The organism is Xanthomonas phaseoli pv. dieffenbachiae, from assembly GCF_008639345.1.
In the GTDB taxonomy this organism is placed as follows: Bacteria; Pseudomonadota; Gammaproteobacteria; order Xanthomonadales; family Xanthomonadaceae; genus Xanthomonas; species Xanthomonas phaseoli.
Genome location: NZ_CP041380.1, coordinates 4,922,985 through 4,939,176 on the forward strand (window position 1 = coordinate 4,922,985; position 16,192 = coordinate 4,939,176).

At 67.5% G+C, this 16,192-nt stretch carries 11 protein-coding genes and 1 pseudogene; 6 read left to right on the forward strand and 6 right to left on the reverse strand.

Annotated features, from left to right (window positions below; genetic code table 11):
* Positions 1-2: 2 nt before the first annotated feature.
* The 3 genes from FLG15_RS21865 to FLG15_RS21875 all read right to left on the reverse strand — a co-directional run bounded on the left by FLG15_RS21865 (position 3) and on the right by FLG15_RS21875 (position 6,671).
* Positions 3-1,484: a glutamate synthase small subunit GltD family protein gene (locus FLG15_RS21865; protein WP_057678649.1), complete on the reverse strand. Its 1,482-nt coding sequence runs from the start codon at positions 1,482-1,484 to the stop codon at positions 3-5.
* Between the two features lie 131 nt (positions 1,485-1,615).
* Positions 1,616-6,088 (reverse strand): glutamate synthase large subunit, encoded by a 4,473-nt coding sequence (gltB, locus tag FLG15_RS21870; RefSeq protein WP_150147405.1) that lies wholly within the window; start codon positions 6,086-6,088, stop codon positions 1,616-1,618.
* Positions 6,089-6,290: 202 nt separating this feature from the next.
* On the reverse strand, positions 6,291-6,671 hold the full coding sequence (locus tag FLG15_RS21875; RefSeq protein WP_057678651.1) for an I78 family peptidase inhibitor: 381 nt from the start codon (positions 6,669-6,671) through the stop codon (positions 6,291-6,293).
* 56 nt (positions 6,672-6,727) lie between these two features.
* Here FLG15_RS21875 and FLG15_RS21880 point away from each other — a divergent pair, with 56 nt between their 5' ends.
* A complete protein-coding gene (locus FLG15_RS21880) occupies positions 6,728-8,005 on the forward strand; it encodes a DNA topoisomerase IB (RefSeq protein WP_057678652.1) in 1,278 nt (425 codons plus the stop codon).
* 209 nt (positions 8,006-8,214) lie between these two features.
* Here the strand turns inward: FLG15_RS21880 and FLG15_RS21885 are convergent, their stop codons facing one another.
* Both FLG15_RS21885 and FLG15_RS21890 read right to left on the reverse strand, forming a co-directional pair.
* Positions 8,215-8,559: a hypothetical protein gene (locus tag FLG15_RS21885; RefSeq protein WP_008572913.1), complete on the reverse strand. Its 345-nt coding sequence runs from the start codon at positions 8,557-8,559 to the stop codon at positions 8,215-8,217.
* 375 nt (positions 8,560-8,934) lie between these two features.
* Positions 8,935-9,804 carry an SDR family oxidoreductase gene (locus tag FLG15_RS21890; protein ID WP_150147408.1) on the reverse strand — a complete coding sequence of 290 codons (870 nt, stop codon included), beginning with the start codon at positions 9,802-9,804 and terminating at the stop codon, positions 8,935-8,937.
* Between the two features lie 163 nt (positions 9,805-9,967).
* On the opposite strand from FLG15_RS21890, the gene FLG15_RS21895 reads away from it, so the two are divergent.
* From FLG15_RS21895 to FLG15_RS21905, 3 genes are all read left to right on the forward strand, one after another.
* Complete coding sequence (locus FLG15_RS21895) at positions 9,968-10,843, forward strand: LysR family transcriptional regulator (RefSeq protein ID WP_017154812.1); 876 nt, start codon at positions 9,968-9,970, stop codon at positions 10,841-10,843.
* Between the two features lie 190 nt (positions 10,844-11,033).
* Positions 11,034-11,432: a BlaI/MecI/CopY family transcriptional regulator gene (locus tag FLG15_RS21900; protein WP_008572904.1), complete on the forward strand. Its 399-nt coding sequence runs from the start codon at positions 11,034-11,036 to the stop codon at positions 11,430-11,432.
* 3 nt (positions 11,433-11,435) lie between these two features.
* Positions 11,436-13,181, forward strand: a complete 1,746-nt coding sequence (locus FLG15_RS21905; RefSeq protein ID WP_150147412.1) for a M56 family metallopeptidase — start codon at positions 11,436-11,438, stop codon at positions 13,179-13,181.
* 969 nt (positions 13,182-14,150) lie between these two features.
* On the opposite strand, the gene FLG15_RS21915 is transcribed toward FLG15_RS21905, so the two are convergent.
* Positions 14,151-14,330 carry a hypothetical protein gene (locus FLG15_RS21915; protein WP_057678687.1) on the reverse strand — a complete coding sequence of 60 codons (180 nt, stop codon included), beginning with the start codon at positions 14,328-14,330 and terminating at the stop codon, positions 14,151-14,153.
* Between FLG15_RS21915 and FLG15_RS21920 the strand changes: the two genes are divergently transcribed.
* Positions 14,321-14,887: a hypothetical protein gene (locus FLG15_RS21920; protein ID WP_057678688.1), complete on the forward strand. Its 567-nt coding sequence runs from the start codon at positions 14,321-14,323 to the stop codon at positions 14,885-14,887. The genes FLG15_RS21915 and FLG15_RS21920 overlap by 10 nt on opposite strands.
* An 88-nt stretch (positions 14,888-14,975) precedes the next feature.
* Positions 14,976-16,106: pseudogene (locus FLG15_RS21925) on the forward strand (saccharopine dehydrogenase family protein).
* Positions 16,107-16,192: the final 86 nt, after the last annotated feature.

Below are 16,192 nucleotides of genomic sequence, written 5' to 3' on the forward strand. Positions count from 1 at the left end.
TCTCACGCCGCAGCCGGCTCCTTGACCTGCGCCTTCACTCCCAGCATCTGCACGATGCTGCCCGCCGCGTCGCGGCCTTCGGCCACTGCGGTGACCACCAGATCCGCGCCGCGCACGCAGTCGCCGCCGGCGAACAGGCGCGGGTTGCTGGTCTGGTAGGGCAGGCGGCCGTTGCCATCGGATGGGGCGACGATGCGACCGTTGCTGCCCGCTTCCACGCCTTGCGAGGCCAGCCAGTGGGGCAGGGTGGGCGAGAAGCCGAAGGCGATGATCACCACGTCCGCTTCCAGCAGCGATTCGCTGCCTTCCACCGGCACCGCATTGCGGCGGCCGCTGGCATCGGGCTCGCCGAGTTTGGTTTCCACCACGGTCACGCCGATGGCTTCGTCGTCGGCGCCGGATTCGATCGACAGCGGTTGGCGGTTGAACAAAAAGCGGACGCCTTCTTCGCGGGCGTTGGCCACCTCGCGTGCCGAGCCGGGCATGCTGGCCTCGTCGCGGCGGTAGGCGCAGGTGACCTTGGCTGCGCCCAGGCGGATGGCGCTGCGCACGCAGTCCATGCCGGTGTCGCCGCCGCCCAGTACCACGACGCGCTTGCCGTTGAGGTCGGGCAGGGCGAGCTGGTCTTCCCAGCCGGCGATCGGCCGGCCGTGTGGGTCGTTGCCGCTGACGATGCGGCTGTTGTGCACCAGGAACGGCAGCGCGGGCAGCACGTTCTTCAGGTCCTGCCCGGGCAGGCCGCCGTCGGTATAGCGATACGCGCCGGTCCCTAAGAACACCGCGTCGTATTCGGCCAGCAGCTGCTCGATGCTGACGTCGCGACCGATCTCCACGCCCAGGCGGAACTGCACGCCCATGCCTTCGAGAATCTCGCGGCGCTTGCCGATCACCGACTTGTCCAGCTTGAAGCTGGGAATGCCGAACTGCAGCAGGCCGCCGATCTGCTCATAGCGGTCGTACACGACCGCTTCGATGCCGGCACGTGCCAACCGGTCCGCACACGCCAGGCCGGCCGGGCCGGCACCGATCACCGCCACGCGATGGCCGCTGGGCTGCACGTTGCCCAGGTCCGGTCGCCAGCCCATCTTGAAGGCGGTGTCGACGATATATTTCTCCACCGCGCCGATGGTGACTGCGCCGAATTCCTCCAGCGTGCAGCTGCCCTCGCACAGGCGGTCCTGCGGACACACGCGCCCGCACACTTCCGGCAGCGGGTTGGTGGAATGGCACAGCGCGGCGGCTTCTTCGATGCGGTTTTCCTGCACCAGCTGCAGCCACTGCGGGATGGCGTTGTGCACCGGGCATTTCCAGCTGCAATACGGATTGCCGCAGTCCAGGCAACGGCCGGCCTGGTATTGCGCATCGGCCTTGTCGAACTTGCCGTACAACTCGCCCCAGTCGCCGGACGTACGCAGTTCCACCGGAATGCGCGTGGGCATGGTCCGCGGCAGGTCGAGGAATTGGAAGGCTTGTTTGCGGCTCATAAGAAAATCCGTGGCTGATTCCCTTCTCCCGCGTGCGGGAGAAGGTGCCCCCGAAGGGGCGGATGAGGGGCGGCGGGGCCTGTGCCCTCACCCCCGACCCCTCTCCCGCGCGCGGGAGAGGGGAGCACAACTCAGGCTGCGCGGCGCAGCGACTCGGTGAGCGACTCGATGCTGGCGGCCTTGGGTTTGACCAGCCAGAACTTGCCGATGTAGTCGCGGAACTCGTCCAGGATCTGCTGCGCCCAGATGCTGCCAGTGAGTTCGCGGTGGCGGCTGATCAAGGTGTGCAGGTGCTGGCGATGGTTCTCGAAGCCTTCGGCCGAGACGCGATGGATGTCGATCAGCTCGTGGTTGTAGCGGTCCACGAAGTCGCGCTCGATATCCAGCACATAGGCCAGGCCGCCGGTGAAGCCGGCACCGAAGTTCAGGCCGACCTTGCCCAGCACCAACACGATGCCATCGGTCATGTATTCGCAGCAGTGGTCGCCAGCACCTTCCACCACCGCCAGCGCGCCGGAGTTGCGCACCGCGAAGCGTTCGCCGGCGCGGCCAGCGGCGAACAGCTCGCCGCCGGTGGCACCGTACAGGCAGGTGTTGCCGACGATCGGGGTGTTGCGTGCCTCGAAGCGCGCGCCGCGTGGCGGACGCACCACCAGCCGGCCGCCGGCCATGCCCTTGCCGACGTAGTCGTTGGCTTCGCCTTCCAGTTCCAGCTGCAGGCCGCCGGCATTGAAGGCGCCGAAGCTCTGCCCGGCGGTGCCGCGGAAGCGCAGGTTCAGCGGCGCATCGCTCATGCCGTGGTTGCCGTGCGCGCGCGCGATGGCACCGGACAGGCGCGCGCCGATCGAGCGGTCGGTGTTGTGGATCAGAAAGCGATGGTCGCCGCCGGTCTTGTTGGCGATCGCATCGGCGAGCAGGCCGTCCATCTGCGTGGCCAGGCTGTCGGGCGATTCGTACAGGCGCTGGGCGGCGCAGTGGCTGCCGTCATAGCGCGCATGGGTGAGCAGGCGCGACAGGTCGACCTTGACGCCCGGGCGCGGCGACACCTCCAGCTGTTCGAGCAGGTCGGTGCGGCCGACGATTTCGTCCAGCGAGCGCACGCCCAGGTACGACAACCACTGCCGCACTTCTTCGGCCAGCAAGCGGAAGAAGTGCTCCACGCGTTCCGGCAGGCCGGTGAAGTAGCCGGCACGCAGGCGCTCGTCCTGGGTGGCCACGCCGGTGGCGCAGTTGTTGAGGTGACAGATGCGCAGGTACTTGCAGCCCAGCACGATCATCGGCGCGGTGCCGAAGCCGAAGCTGTCGGCGCCGAGCAGCGCGGCCTTGACCACGTCCAGGCCGGTCTTCAACCCGCCATCGGTCTGCAGGATGGTGCGCTCGCGCAGGTCGTTGGCCACCAGCGCCTGGTGCGATTCGGCCACGCCGAGCTCCCACGGTACGCCGGCATAGCGGATCGAGCTGACTGGGCTGGCACCGGTGCCGCCGTCATGGCCGGACACGGTGATCAGATCGGCGCCGGCCTTGACCACGCCAGCGGCGATCGTGCCGACGCCGGCATGCGCCACCAGCTTCACCGACACCAGTGCGGTCGGATTGACCTGCTTGAGGTCGTAGATCAGCTGCGCCAGATCCTCGATCGAATAGATGTCGTGATGCGGCGGCGGCGAGATCAGGCCGATGCCGGGCTTGGCGTAGCGCAGCCGGGCGATCAGTTCGTTGACCTTGTGGCCGGGCAGCTGGCCGCCTTCGCCGGGCTTGGCACCCTGGGCGACCTTGATCTGCAACACTTCGGCATTGACCAGGTATTCCGGGGTCACGCCGAAGCGGCCGGAGGCCACCTGCTTGATCTTGGAGCGCTTCTCGGTGCCGTAGCGGGCCGGGTCTTCGCCGCCTTCGCCGGAATTGCTGCGCCCGCCCAGGCGGTTCATCGCAATCGCCAGCGCTTCGTGCGCTTCCGGCGACAACGCGCCCAGGCTGATCGCGGCGCTGTCGAAACGCCGCAACACGTCCTCGGCCGGGGCGACCTGATCCAGCGGGGTCGGGGTGTCGGCACGCTTGAGCTGCACCAGATCGCGCAGCGTGGAGGCCGGGCGCGCATGCACCGCGTCCACGTACTTCTGCCAGTCGCCGGCATCGCCGGTGCGGGTGGCACGCTGCAGCGTCATGACCACGTCGGGGTTGTACATGTGGTACTCGCCGCCGTGCACGTACTTGAGCAGGCCGCCCACTTCCGGCTTGAGCTGGTCGTTCCAGGCGCGCACGGTGAGTTCGCGCGCCTCGGTGTCCAGCCGCGCCAGGTCCACGCCGCCGATGCGTGCCGGGGTGTCGGCAAAGCACAAGTCCACCACGTCCGGATCCAGCCCGACGATCTCGAACAGCTGCGCGCCACGGTAGCTGGCGATGGTGCAGATGCCCATCTTGGAGATGATCTTGGACAGGCCCTTGTAGATGCCCTTGCGGTAGCGGCGGCCGATCTGCGACTGCTCACCGCCCTTGCTCAGTTGCAGGATGCCGCGACGGCCCAGGTCGAACAGCGTCTGGTAAGCCAGATACGGATACACCGCGGTGGCGCCGACGCCGAGCAGGCAGGCCATGTGGTGCGGGTCGCGCGCGGTGCCGGTCTCGATGATCAGGTTGACGTCGCAGCGCAGGCCCACCTTGCACAGGTGGTGGTGCACTGCGCCGGTGGCCAGCAGCGCATGCGCCATCGGCCGGTCCGGCACCGGGTAGCGGTCGGACAGCAGCAGCATGACGGCGCCATCGCGCGCAGCCGCTTCCACCTCCTGGCAGATGCGTTCCAGCCCGGCCTTGAGGCCTTCTTCCAGGCTGTAGGACAGGTCGATCAGGCGGTTGCGCTCGACGTACTGCTCCATCTTCAGCAGCTGGCGCAGCTTGCGCTGGCTGAGCACCGGCGAGTTGAGGATGACGTGTTTCACCGTCTCCGCACCGGCATGGAAGATGTTGGTCTCCCTGCCGAGCTGGGTGGTCAGCGACATCGCGATGCCTTCGCGCAGCGGGTCGATCGGCGGGTTGGTGACTTGCGCGAACGCCTGGCGGAAGTAGTCGTACAACGGCCGGGTCTGGCGGCTGAGCACCGCCATCGGGGTGTCGTCGCCCATCGAGCCGGTGGCTTCCTGCTCGGTTTCGGCCAGCGGGCGCAGCACCTGCTCCACTTCCTCGGTGCTGAGCTGGAACAGCTTGTGGTAGCTGCGCAGGGTCTGTTCGCTGAAAGGTTCTTCCACCAGCGAGGGGTCGATCAGTTCGGTCTGCAGATAGGTCACGCCCTGCTGCAGCCACTGCTTGTACGGCGCGCGCGCGCGGTTGATGCGGTCGATGGCATCGGAATCGAGCAGGTCGCCGCGCTTGAGATCGATGGCCATCATTTCGCCCGGGCCCAGCTTGCCCTTGCGGGTGATGCGCTCGGCCGGCAATTCCCACACACCGGCCTCAGAGGCCACCAGGAAATGGCGGTCGGAGGTCAGCATCCAGCGCGCCGGGCGCAGGCCGTTGCGGTCGAGCATGCACGCCGCATAGCGGCTGTCGCAGGCGACGATGCCGGCCGGGCCGTCCCATGGCTCGGTATTGAGGCCGTAGAACTCGTAGAACGCGGCCAGGTCGGCGTCCTTGAACTCCAGCGACTGGGTCGCCGGCGGCACCAGGATGCGCAGCGCCTGCAGCAGGTCCATGCCACCGGCGATCAGCAGCTCCAGCATGTTGTCCAGGCTCTGCGAATCGGAGCCGTGCATGGAGATCACTGGGTCGAATTCGGCGATATCGAAACGCGGGGTCTGCCACACCTTGCTGCGCGCCTGCGCCCAGCGTCGGTTGCCTTCGATGGTATTGATTTCGCCATTGTGGGCGAGCAACCGGAACGGATGCGACAGCGGCCAGCGCGGCAGCGTATTGGTGGAAAAGCGCTGGTGAAACACAATCGCGCTGGAGGACAGGTCGCTGCGCTGCAGGTCCGGGTAGAACGTGCTCAGCTTGTCCGGCAGCACCATGCCCTTGTAGCTGATGCCATTGGGCGAGAGCGTGGTGACATAGAAGTCCTGCACGCCCTGCAGCTGCTGCTCGGCGCGGCGGCGCGCCAGGAACAGTGCCAGGGTAAAGCCGTCTTCGGTCTGCTCCGCGCCGGCATCGACAAACACCTGCTCGATGCGCGGCAGGGTGTCGCGCGCCAGCTGGCCGCACACGCTGTCGTCGGTGGGCACCACGCGCCAGCCGCGCAGCTGCACGCCGGCGCTGAGCAACTGGCGTTCCAGTTCGGCGCGACAGCGCGCCGCATCACTTTCGTCCAGCGGCAGGAACACCACACCGGCTGCGTAGCGCGAGCCCAGGGTGATGCCGGCATCGCGCGCAAGTCCGCGCAAGAACGCATCGGGTTTGCGGATCAGCAACCCGCAGCCATCGCCGGTGAGCCCGTCGGCGGCCACGCCGCCGCGGTGGGTCATGCGCGAAAGCGCCGCAATCGCGGTATCCACCAGCGCGCGGGAGGGTTGGTCGTCCAGCTGGGCGACCATGCCAAACCCACATGCGTCGCGCTCATCGCGCACGCTGTTGTAGAGACCGTAGTCGTTGAGCCCTTGGCGAATGCGGGGGGCCATGTCTGCCTCTTTGCGATCTTAGGAGAGCGGCGACGACGTTGCAGCGCTCGATCCGTGGAGCGTTCGAAGAGGTCACCGGATGATCGACTAGACCACAGTTGATGCGGTGCCGCAATACACCGTTACAGCTGCAACGAGAACCGCTGCAAGCCCTTGTGCCAGCAGGCTTGGCGCCGGTCTTCCGACCGACGCCAACGCCGTATCAGCCGCAGCGCACCGAGGTGATCACGTTCTTGGCGTCCACTTCCAGATTGAGCCGTTCGCCGTTGAATTCCATGGTGGTCATCTGGCCGGGTTTGAGCACACGTACCGACTTGGCGCCGGCATCGCTGCGCGCCTGTTCGCCCACCGCATCGGTCAATGGCTGGCCCACCAGCGACTGCACCTGGGTGGCATCGCAGGTACCGATCGGTGGCGCGTCCGGCGCTGCATCCGGCGCGGGCGCAGCGGCTTGTTCGGCCGCGTGCTGGGCCTTGGCGGTGACGGCTTCCTGCTCGTCGGGTTGCGGTTTGTTGCAGGCAGTCAATGCAGCCAGCATCACCAGGGTGCAGGTCAGGCGAGCAACAGGTAGAACAGCGCGCATCGATCACTCCAGCAAAGGGGGATGCCCAAGCATAAGCACAAAGTCACGCGACGGGCATGGCTTGCGCACACGGCGTTGTCGCAGCGTTGACGCAGCCTAGTCTTGCTGCGGCCAACAATCGCGGCCAGTCCCTCGACCTGTGCGCAATGAAAGCCAAACGTGTTGTTCGCAATGCCGCCGTCGCCGTCAGTACCGCCGGCAAGCTCGCGGCGGTCGCCACCGGCGCCGCCGTCGCCACGGCCGCCGTGGCAAGCGCAGCCGCTGTGGCGCAGGCCAGGGCGACCGCGCGTGCGGCCGGGCTGACCTACGTCAACGATCAACAGCCCGGCATCAGCCGCCGCAAGGCCGGCAAGAGCTTCAGTTACCGCGATGCCGACGGGCAGCGCGTTGCCGATGCCGAGACCTTGCAGCGCATCCGTTCGCTGGCGATTCCGCCGGCCTATACCGAAGTGTGGATCTGCGCCAAGCCCAACGGGCATCTGCAGGCCACCGGGCGCGATGCCCGGCGGCGCAAGCAATATCGCTATCACCCCGAGTGGGCGCAGGTACGCGGCGAGGGCAAGTTCGAACGCGTGATCGCCTTCGGCACTGCGCTGCCCAAACTGCGGCGGCGCTTGCGTCGCGATCTGCTGCTGCCGGGCTTCCCTCGCGAAAAGGTGCTGGCGATCGTGGTGGCGTTGCTGGCCGACACCCTGGTGCGCGTGGGCAACGCCGAATACGCGCGCAGCAATCGCTCCTACGGGCTGACCACGCTGCGCAACCGGCACATGGAATTTCTCAAGGGCGGACGCGCGCGGCTGAAGTTCCGCGGCAAGAGCGGCCAGGACCACGATATCGAAGTGGACGACAAGCAGCTGGTCAAACTCATCCGCGAATGCCAGCAGCTACCCGGCCAATCGCTGTTCCAGTACCGCGACGACGATGGCCAGTTGCAGCCGGTGGATTCGGGGGAGGTCAACGATTATCTGCGCGAGGCGATGGGCGAAGACTTCACCGCCAAGGATTTCCGCACCTGGGGCGGCACCTTGGCGGCATTGCAGCGGTTGGCACGCCTGCCCTTGCCCGAGCGCAGCAGCGAACGCGCGCTGACCCAGGTGCAGAACGATGTCATCCGTGAAGTGGCCGATGCCTTGGGCAACACGCCCTCGGTGTGTCGCAAGGCCTATATCGACCCCTGCGTGTTCGAAGGCTGGCGTGCGGGCCAGCTGCAGGCCATGGCCACCGGCGTGCGTGGCGAACGCCAGTGGGAAGCGGCCACGCTGAAGTTCTTGAGCGCTTCGCGCAGCAAGCTCAAGGCACAGGCGAAGTCTGCGACAAGGCGCAAGTCGGCGTAAGCGCCCGACGCCACGGCGTTCGCCACAGCCAAGGGGTCGGCGTGCGCGGGCATCATGTACCGTGCGCGCGCCGGTTCCTGCGCGTCGCGCATGTCCGCCTGGCGACGATCAGCGGCGCGGCGTCAACCATTCCAGGTGGTCGTCTCGGGACGCAGGCAGCGGCGAGTGCCGTACCGAATCCCGAATGTCGACTCCCCAATCCCGAATCTTCAGCCGCAATAAATGGCCGTGATGCTGTTGTTCGGGCCGGTTTCGATGGTGAGCTGATCGCCGCCGCTTTCGCTGGCGCCCTGGGCCGGGTCGGCCAGGCCACTGGCGGTGGTGCCGCCGGTGGCGCGCTCGCCGCGGCGCACGATGACGCGCTGGCTATCGCTATCCACGCGTGCACGTTCGATGGTCTGCGCCGCTGCCGCCAGACCCACCGCACCTCGCACCTTGTCGCTATGGCACTGGCCGGAGATGGCGCCGTCGATGGGCTGCACCTGCGCCACCTGGTTGGAGGCACAAGCCGACAACAACGCAGCGGCAGCGAGTGGGGCGAGGATACGGATCATCGGGAAGCTCCAGGGCAAGAATGCCGCAAGCGTGAAGGTGGTGTTGTCGGGATGGCATGAAGATGCTGCGCCACGCCTTGCGAGGACAGGCGCCACCTGGCTGGTCGCGCGCCGCCAGCCGGTTCTAGGTGGATGGTCGTGGCGCAGTGCGCCTCTGTGCGAAGGCCGACGAGGGTGGATGACCGCGACCTCGGACGGCTTGCTGCGGCTGCCTGTGCGCGCGCTGCGATGGATGCCGCTGCCGCCGACAGACCTTCGAACCGGTGGCCAGACACGTGCAGCAGCAACAACGCCGGCCTGATCCGGGCCCCGCGCATTGCACAGCAAACGCGAACCTCTGCGCGCTTGCTGCACCGCTGGCTGTGCCGCGTGCGCTCATGCCGGCGCAGTCGCCTCGCGCACGAAGGCCTCATAGGTGCGCAGCGGACGTCCCAGCAGCGCCTGCAACTGCGCCACCGTGCCGTCTGCCGCGTGCATGCCCAGGCGCTGGATGCTGGCCATCATCAGGCGCATGTCATAGGCCAGCCACGACGGGCCGTACGTCGCCAGCTGTGCCTCGAAGGCGGCCACGTCGTCGCCGGCGTAGACGATCTCGCGCCCAAGCGCTGCGCTCCAGACCTTGGCAGCGTCCACGCCGGTCAGCGCCTGCGGACCGACCAAATCGAGCGTGACGCGCGGCAGCGGACCGTCTGCACGGTCGCGGCGCAGCAGCTCGACCACGGCGATCTCGGCGATGTCGCGCGCATCGATCATCGCGATGCCCTGCGCGCCGATCGGCATCGGGTAGACGCCGTATTCGGTGATCGTCTGCTGCACCATGCCTTCGTTCTGCATGAAGTACGCCGGGCGCAGGATCGTTGCCGGAATGTCCAGGCTTTCGATCATGCGCTCGACGGTGTGCTTGCCGGTGAAGTGCGGCACGTTGGTGTAGGTGTCGGCATGGATCACTGACAGATACACGATGCGCTCGATGCCGGCTTCCTTGGCCAGGTTCAAGGCGATCAGCGCCTGGGTCACTTCGTCGGGAGTGACCGCATTCAACAGGAACAGGGTGCGCACCGGTGCCAGTGCGGCGCGCATCGATGCGACGTCGGTGAGGTCTGCCACCACTTCGGTGACGCCGGCCGGAAAGGGGCGTTTGCCTTGCTGGCGGACCAGCGCCTTGACCTGCGCGCCGGCGTCGGCAAGGCCTTGGGTGACCAGGGAACCGACGGTGCCGGTGGCACCGGTGACGAGAATGCTCATGGTGAATCTCCTGCGTTGGATGGAAGGTTGGGTGGGTGCCAAGCGGCCTGTGCGGTGTGCTGATGCCGGTGCGGCCGCTTGCTCGGTGGGGCAACGATATGCCGTTGCACTGCCAGTACGAAGACGCCAGGATGTAGACATCTCGTTTCAGATCTGGAACAGCATGGACCTCAATGCCCTGATCGATTTCGCGCTGGTGGCCGCCAACCAGGGGCTGGGCAAGGCCAGCCGCGCGAGCGGCAGATCGAAGGCGACCTTGTCGCGGCGCATCACCGAACTGGAGGAACAGCTGGGGGTGCGCCTGGTCGAACGCAGTGCGCGGGGACTCAAGCTCACCGAGGCAGGGCAGCAATTGATGGAGCGCACCCAGGTGCCGCTGAGCGAAGTGGCCGAGGCGCTGACGGCCGCACGCGAGGGGCTGACCACACCGCGGGGCCGCTTGCGCGTGGCGGCCCCGGTGTTGTTCTCCCAGTTGGCGATGGGGCACATCGGCGCCGACTTCTGTGCGGCCTATCCGGAGATCACACTGGAGGTGGTGGCCGAGGACCGTACGGTCGATCTGATGGAAGAGCAGTTCGATGTCGCCATCCGCATCAACCCAAGCCCGGACAGCCGCCTGGTCGGACGTTGCTTTGCCAAGGACCGGTTGGTGGTGGTGGCCGCACCGTCCATTGCGATGCCGTCCGGCGATGCGGTGCATCCGGTGCCAGGCGTGGTGATGTCGAGCTTCGAGCCCACTACCTGGACGCTGGATGGCGGGCGGCTGGTCCTGGAGCCGATTCCGCGGATGCGGTTTTCCTCATTCCTGATGGTGCGCGATGCGGTGATTGCCGGTGGCGGCGTTGCGTTGATTCCGCAGTCGATTGCCGGGGATCAACTGGCGCGCGGCGAGTTGCTGCAGTGGGGCACGATCTCCGGCGTGGAGCCAGCGTTGTGGGTATTGCACACCTCCAGGCGCCTGGCTGCACCAAAGGTGCGCGCCTTCGTGGATTTCATCTGCGCCCGCTATCCGGACGCGTCGTTGGTGTTGAAGGGGTAGGGCGGTGGCGCCTTTTTGTTGACGTGCGCCAGGTGCGCCGGCGCGTGGCGAGCTTCTGCGCGCAAGCGGTTGCCCGTGTCGTCTGGCCTGGGCAGCGGCAAACGGACGCCACGGCCACCCACACCTCCCCCTGCCATCCGACCTATTGACGACAGCTGTCGTCAGGCTTACGGTAGCGACAACTGTAGTCATGGAGAGCGCCATGCGTGGCAAGACCATTGGGGACCAGGAGCTGGCCCTGCTGCAATACATCGAAGAACAGCGGCATGCCAGCGTGGGCGAAGTGGCGGGGGCGTTCGGTGAGCCACGCGGGCTCGCGCGCTCCACCGTGCTGACCATGATGGAGCGGCTGCGGGCCAAGGGCTTCCTGCGCCGCAAGCAGGTCGAGGGTGTGTACCGCTACAGCGCCACCGCCGGCCAGGACGATGTGGTGCGCGGGGCGGTGGGGCAATTCGTCGAGAAGACCCTGCAGGGTTCGGTTTCGCCGTTCGTGGCATGGATGTCGCAGCGTGCCGAAGTCAGCGATACCGAACTGGCCGAACTCGAAGCATTGGTTGCCAAGCTGCAATCGCAGCGCAAGGAGGATTGAGTCATGTCGCCCCTGATCGAAGCGGTGTTATGGAAGCTTGGCGCCACCAGCGTGCAGACCGCGGTGCTGGTGCTGGTGGTGTGGGCGCTGTGCCGCGGCGTGCGCCGCCTGCCGGCAGCCACGCAGACCTGGTTGTGGTGGCTGGTGGGGGTGCAGGCGATGGTGGGCCTGGTGTGGAGCAACCCGGTGCAGCTGCCGGTGCTGCCCGCGCACAGCGTGACCACGGCACTGGGCTCGGCCGACAGCCTGGCGCCACTGGCGAACGCCACCGCCGCGGCATCCACGGCCGCGCATGCAGGCGTCGCCGCGCAGGCCATGCCGGTTGGCGCGTGGTCGACCTGGCCGGTGGCATTGCTGGCGCTATGGGCGGCCGGCGTGCTGGTGCTGGCCGCCGGCACGGCGCGCGCGTATCTGCGCAGCCGTGCATTGGTGCGCGCGGCGCAGCCCTGCACCGACCGCGCCCTGGTACAGGCGTTGCAGATGGCCTCCGAAGCACATGGTTTGTCGCGCCCGCCGGCGCTGCGGCTGTCGGCGCAGATCGATTCGCCCCAGTTGATCGGCCCATGGCACCCAGTGTTGTTGTTGCCTGCTGCGCGGCTGCCGCACATGGCCGATGACGATCTGGACATGGCGCTGACCCATGAGTTGGTCCATCTGCGTCGTGGCGATCTGTGGTGGGGACTGCTGCCGGCGCTGGCGCAGCACCTGTTCTTCTTCCACCCGCTGGTGCACCTGGCCGCGCGCGAATATGCAATCGCCCGCGAAGCCGCCTGCGATGCCGCCGTGGTCGCCGGGCACCGCCATTGCCGCCACGACTACGGCCGCCTGCTGCTGCAACTGGGTGTGGCGCCGCGCCCGCGCGGTGGCGTGGCAAGCGCCTCGCCGTCGTTCATCAGCTTGAAGCGCAGGCTGTCGATGTTGCAGCACACCCACGCGTTTCCGCGGGTGGCCGCCACGATGATTCTGGCCACGGTAGCGGTGTGCGGTGTGTTGCCGCTGCGCCTGGTGGCCATGCCGGTGCCGGCACCGGTGACGTCTGCCGGCATGCAGCCGGTCGTGGTGACGGCCCCGGCAGCGCCACCTGCACAGGTCAGCAGCATGGCGGAGCCTGCCGAGGCCGCAACGCCGATGCGCGGGTTGCCTGCACCGGCGGCGCCGGCTGCGCCTGCGCAAGCGGCCGCGCCTGCCACGCACGGTGTGATCGCCGATGTGCTGGGCACCGAACCGCTGCATGACCAGGACGCAGACCCGATAGACAGCGGCTGGAATCTCGACCTGGACCGCATCCGCCGCGACGCCAGCCGTGACGCGCAAGCCGCCGTGCACGATGCGCTCGCTGCCGACAACCACGATCTTGAACTGCAGCAAGACCGCATGCAGGCCGCACAAGAAGCATTGCAGGACGCACGCGAAGAACTGGCCTCGTTGGGCCCGGAACTGGCGCAGGCCAAACAGGAGGCGCAACAGCAAGCACGCGAAGCCGAGCAGCAGATTCGCGAAATGACGCAGCAGCATCGTCAGGCGCAATACGCATATGCGGCTGCGGTGCGCCAAGCGGATGCGTTGTCGCGGCGTCAGGTCGAAATGGCCAAGCAGGCCGCCCTTCAGGGCCGCGCCGAGGCCGAACGCGGGCAACGGGAAGCGGCGCAAGCGCAACGGCAGGCAGCGCAAGCGCAGGTCGAGGCCGAAAAAGCGCGAGCAGAGGCAGACCGAGCGCAAGCAGAAGCAGAACGCGCGAAGTACCACTAGGCGCGATCGACCAAACGACTGCGCTCACCGTCAGGCGCGCGTGGTCGGGACCGGGAGTCGGCATGCACCACGCGCAGGTTCGGCGACGTACCGCTTCTGGCCAGCTCGCGACGCCAGCTGGCCGCCATCGCCGACAGCTGTTCGCACCGGCTTGCCGGTTGCCGCAGCGGTCCGATAGACAGAGCCAGCGTCGCCGGTCGCGGTAGACCGCACGCTACCGCCGCGATGGGGTTCCGTTGGCCACGGAGCAGCAACGCGTGGCGTGCGGCCGGCTCCACCTCCGGCCGTGCACGGCCGGAAGACACGCGGCCGCAATCACGGCGGAGAACAGAACGTAGCGAGCAGTCGTCGGGTGGGCGTGGCCAGCGCGATCGCACATCGCAGCGTAGGCGCGGGATATGCCGACGCAGCACATCGGCCGCACCCACCGGGCGGTGAGTGAAGCCACCATTGTTGCTGTTTTTCCGCGCAGTTCTTGATGTCAGCACCTGCCGGCGCGATGCGCTGGCATCGCATGGTCACGGCAGTATCCGCATCACACGGGCTCGCCACAGCCCGGCACTCCTGCGTCACGACGCCTGCAGCGTCGGCAACGCCGTGGCCGCGTGATCGCTGTTTCCATCCGCCGATGCGCACTGCTCAGGCGGCACTCAACTTGCTGTGCTCTTTCGTGGAGATCTCACATGATCCAGACCACTTCCCGCGTGCTGTGCCTGCGTTCGGCGTTGCTGTTGGCCGTTGCCGGCAGCGCGGCCATCGCACACGCCTCTGCCGTGCCTATGGTTATCGGCGCGCGCCCCGCACCTGCTGCGCCGGTAGTTGCGGGTCTTTCTGCGCCTTCAACGATGCCGGTTGCATCCATTGCCGATGTCTTGCCTGCCAGTGGCATCGCAACGGCTGCGCCGGTCACACCGCAGATGACCGTGGCACGAACCGCGCCTGTTGTCGCCGCAGCGCGCGCGCCTGCGATCACTGCGCTGGCGCCGACCGCTCCCATGGCACCGGCGCTTGCCGTGGCCGGTGCCCGGGCGGCACCAGCAGCGCGCGCGGCCAACGCAGCACCTGCTGCACCTGCCATTTTTCCAGCAACACCGGTCGCTCCCACTGCAGCGGCTGCACCGGCGCGGCCGCGCATGGGCATGCAGACATCCTGCGGCCATGCCATTGCAAATACGCAGGGCGAAGGCGATGCCTACGTGCTGGCGCATGGCGATCGCGAGGTGATGCATGGCACGCCCGATGATCTGCGCACGGCGCGCCGCTACGCTGGCGATGGACGACGCGTGCTGTGGTTTCGCGCCGATGGCAAGCAGTACCTGGTGCGTGATCCAACCTTGCTCCATCGGCTGGCTGCTGCGCATCTGCGCAGCCAGCAGTTGGCCGACGTTCAAGCCAGACTGGCCGCACGTCAGCAGGCCTTGAGCGAACGGCAGGCTGCACTCGCCGCGCAACTGTCTGCGCACGCCGAGCCGCGCCTGCTGCAGGCCTCGACACGCACGGCACCGGCCATGACCTCCACCGCGGCGCAGCCGCCTGCAACCCCCGATGCCCTGCAGGCGTTGGCCAGCCAGCAACAGGCACTGGCGCAACAGCAGGCGGTGCTGGCAAGCAAGCAGGCCGGTGCGTCCAGGCTGGCCACGCAGCAGGCATTGAAGGTACTGCGCGAAGCACTGAGAAGCGGTCTGGCAACCCGTCTCGGCACTTAGTTGCACAGTGCCGGTCACGCAACAGCGCAAGCGCAGATGACGGTGCGCTTCGCCGATACTGTGCGCAGACACAGGCGGCGAGCAGGCCATGACGTATCGGGTACTGGTATTGGGTGGCTTCGGTCATTTCGGCGCACGCATCGTGCGCGCGCTGGCGGCAACGGCGCAGATCCATGTCATCGCGGCAGGGCGGCATCCGGGCGATGTAGCGAGCAAATGGCCGGGTGCCGCACCTGGCCGCATCTCCACATGCCGCCTGGATATCGATGCCAGCGACTTTGCCGCGCAGCTGGCGGCCACCGGTGCCGATGCGGTGGTGCATACCGCCGGGCCGTTCCAGGGACAGGAGTACGCGGTGGCCCGCTGCTGCCTGCAGGCCGGCATGCACTACATCGATCTGGCCGATGGCCGCGCCTTCGTCCGCGATTTTACCGCAGCGATGGATGCCGTCGCGCGCCAGGCCCAGCGCGTGGCGATCAGCGGCGCCAGTACCTTGCCGGCGTTGTCCAGCGCGGTGATCGATGCGCTGTTGCCGCGCTTTTCGGCATTGCACGAGATCGGCATGGTCATTGCGCCCGCACAGGGCACGCCGTTGGGCCTGGCCACGGTGCGTGCGGTGCTGTCGTATTGCGGCACGCCGTTCACCTGGTGGCAGGGCGGTCGCTGGCAGCAGGTGGTGGGCTGAGCGTGTCCCACGCGCGTGCACTTCGCGCAGCTCGCCCCACGCCTGGCCTCGCCGTGCGATGTGCCCGATCACGACCTGTTGCCGCAGCGCTATCCCGGCGTGCAGACCGTGCAATTTCGTGCGGCGCTGGAAGTGCCGTTGCTGCAGCGCTGCCTGGCCGGCGTTGCCTGGTTACGTCAACGCGGCGTGCCGCTACCGATGCAGCGCCTGGCCGCTGTATTTGCCAACGCCGGGCGCTGGTTCGACCGCTTCGGCACCGATCTGGGCGGCATGCGCGTAGAGCTACGCGGCAGCTGCGATGGCACGCACGGGGCAAGCCGCCCGCTGGTGCTGCATTGGGACCTCACCGCAGCGATGCTGCACGGCCCGGAAATTCCCTGTTTCGCCACTGTCTTGCTGATACGCAAACTTGCTGCCGGGCATCGGTTGCCGATCGGTGCGCATGCCTGCATGGGCCTGCTGACGCTGGCCGAGTTCGAGCAGGAATTTGCCGCGTGGCAGATGACCACGGCGGTGACGCAAGCGCAGCGCTAACCGGGCGATGCGCAGCACAAATGCAGCGCCCGGCCTCGCCAAGCACACCAGGCGGAAACGAAGCGCTCGGTGCGCTACGGGAAGTC

Coding starts and splice junctions, on each gene's coding strand:
- FLG15_RS21900 (WP_008572904.1), top strand. CDS start 11,034: ATGGAGAGCGCCATGCGTGGCAAGACCATTGGGGACCAGGAGCTGGCC.
- FLG15_RS21890 (WP_150147408.1), bottom strand. CDS start 9,804: ATGAGCATTCTCGTCACCGGTGCCACCGGCACCGTCGGTTCCCTGGTC.
- FLG15_RS21865 (WP_057678649.1), bottom strand. CDS start 1,484: ATGAGCCGCAAACAAGCCTTCCAATTCCTCGACCTGCCGCGGACCATG.
- FLG15_RS21875 (WP_057678651.1), bottom strand. CDS start 6,671: ATGCGCGCTGTTCTACCTGTTGCTCGCCTGACCTGCACCCTGGTGATG.
- FLG15_RS21885 (WP_008572913.1), bottom strand. CDS start 8,559: ATGATCCGTATCCTCGCCCCACTCGCTGCCGCTGCGTTGTTGTCGGCT.
- FLG15_RS21895 (WP_017154812.1), top strand. CDS start 9,968: ATGGACCTCAATGCCCTGATCGATTTCGCGCTGGTGGCCGCCAACCAG.
- FLG15_RS21880 (WP_057678652.1), top strand. CDS start 6,728: ATGGCTTGCGCACACGGCGTTGTCGCAGCGTTGACGCAGCCTAGTCTT.
- gltB (WP_150147405.1), bottom strand. CDS start 6,088: ATGGCCCCCCGCATTCGCCAAGGGCTCAACGACTACGGTCTCTACAAC.
- FLG15_RS21920 (WP_057678688.1), top strand. CDS start 14,321: ATGCAGACATCCTGCGGCCATGCCATTGCAAATACGCAGGGCGAAGGC.
- FLG15_RS21915 (WP_057678687.1), bottom strand. CDS start 14,330: ATGTCTGCATGCCCATGCGCGGCCGCGCCGGTGCAGCCGCTGCAGTGG.
- FLG15_RS21905 (WP_150147412.1), top strand. CDS start 11,436: ATGTCGCCCCTGATCGAAGCGGTGTTATGGAAGCTTGGCGCCACCAGC.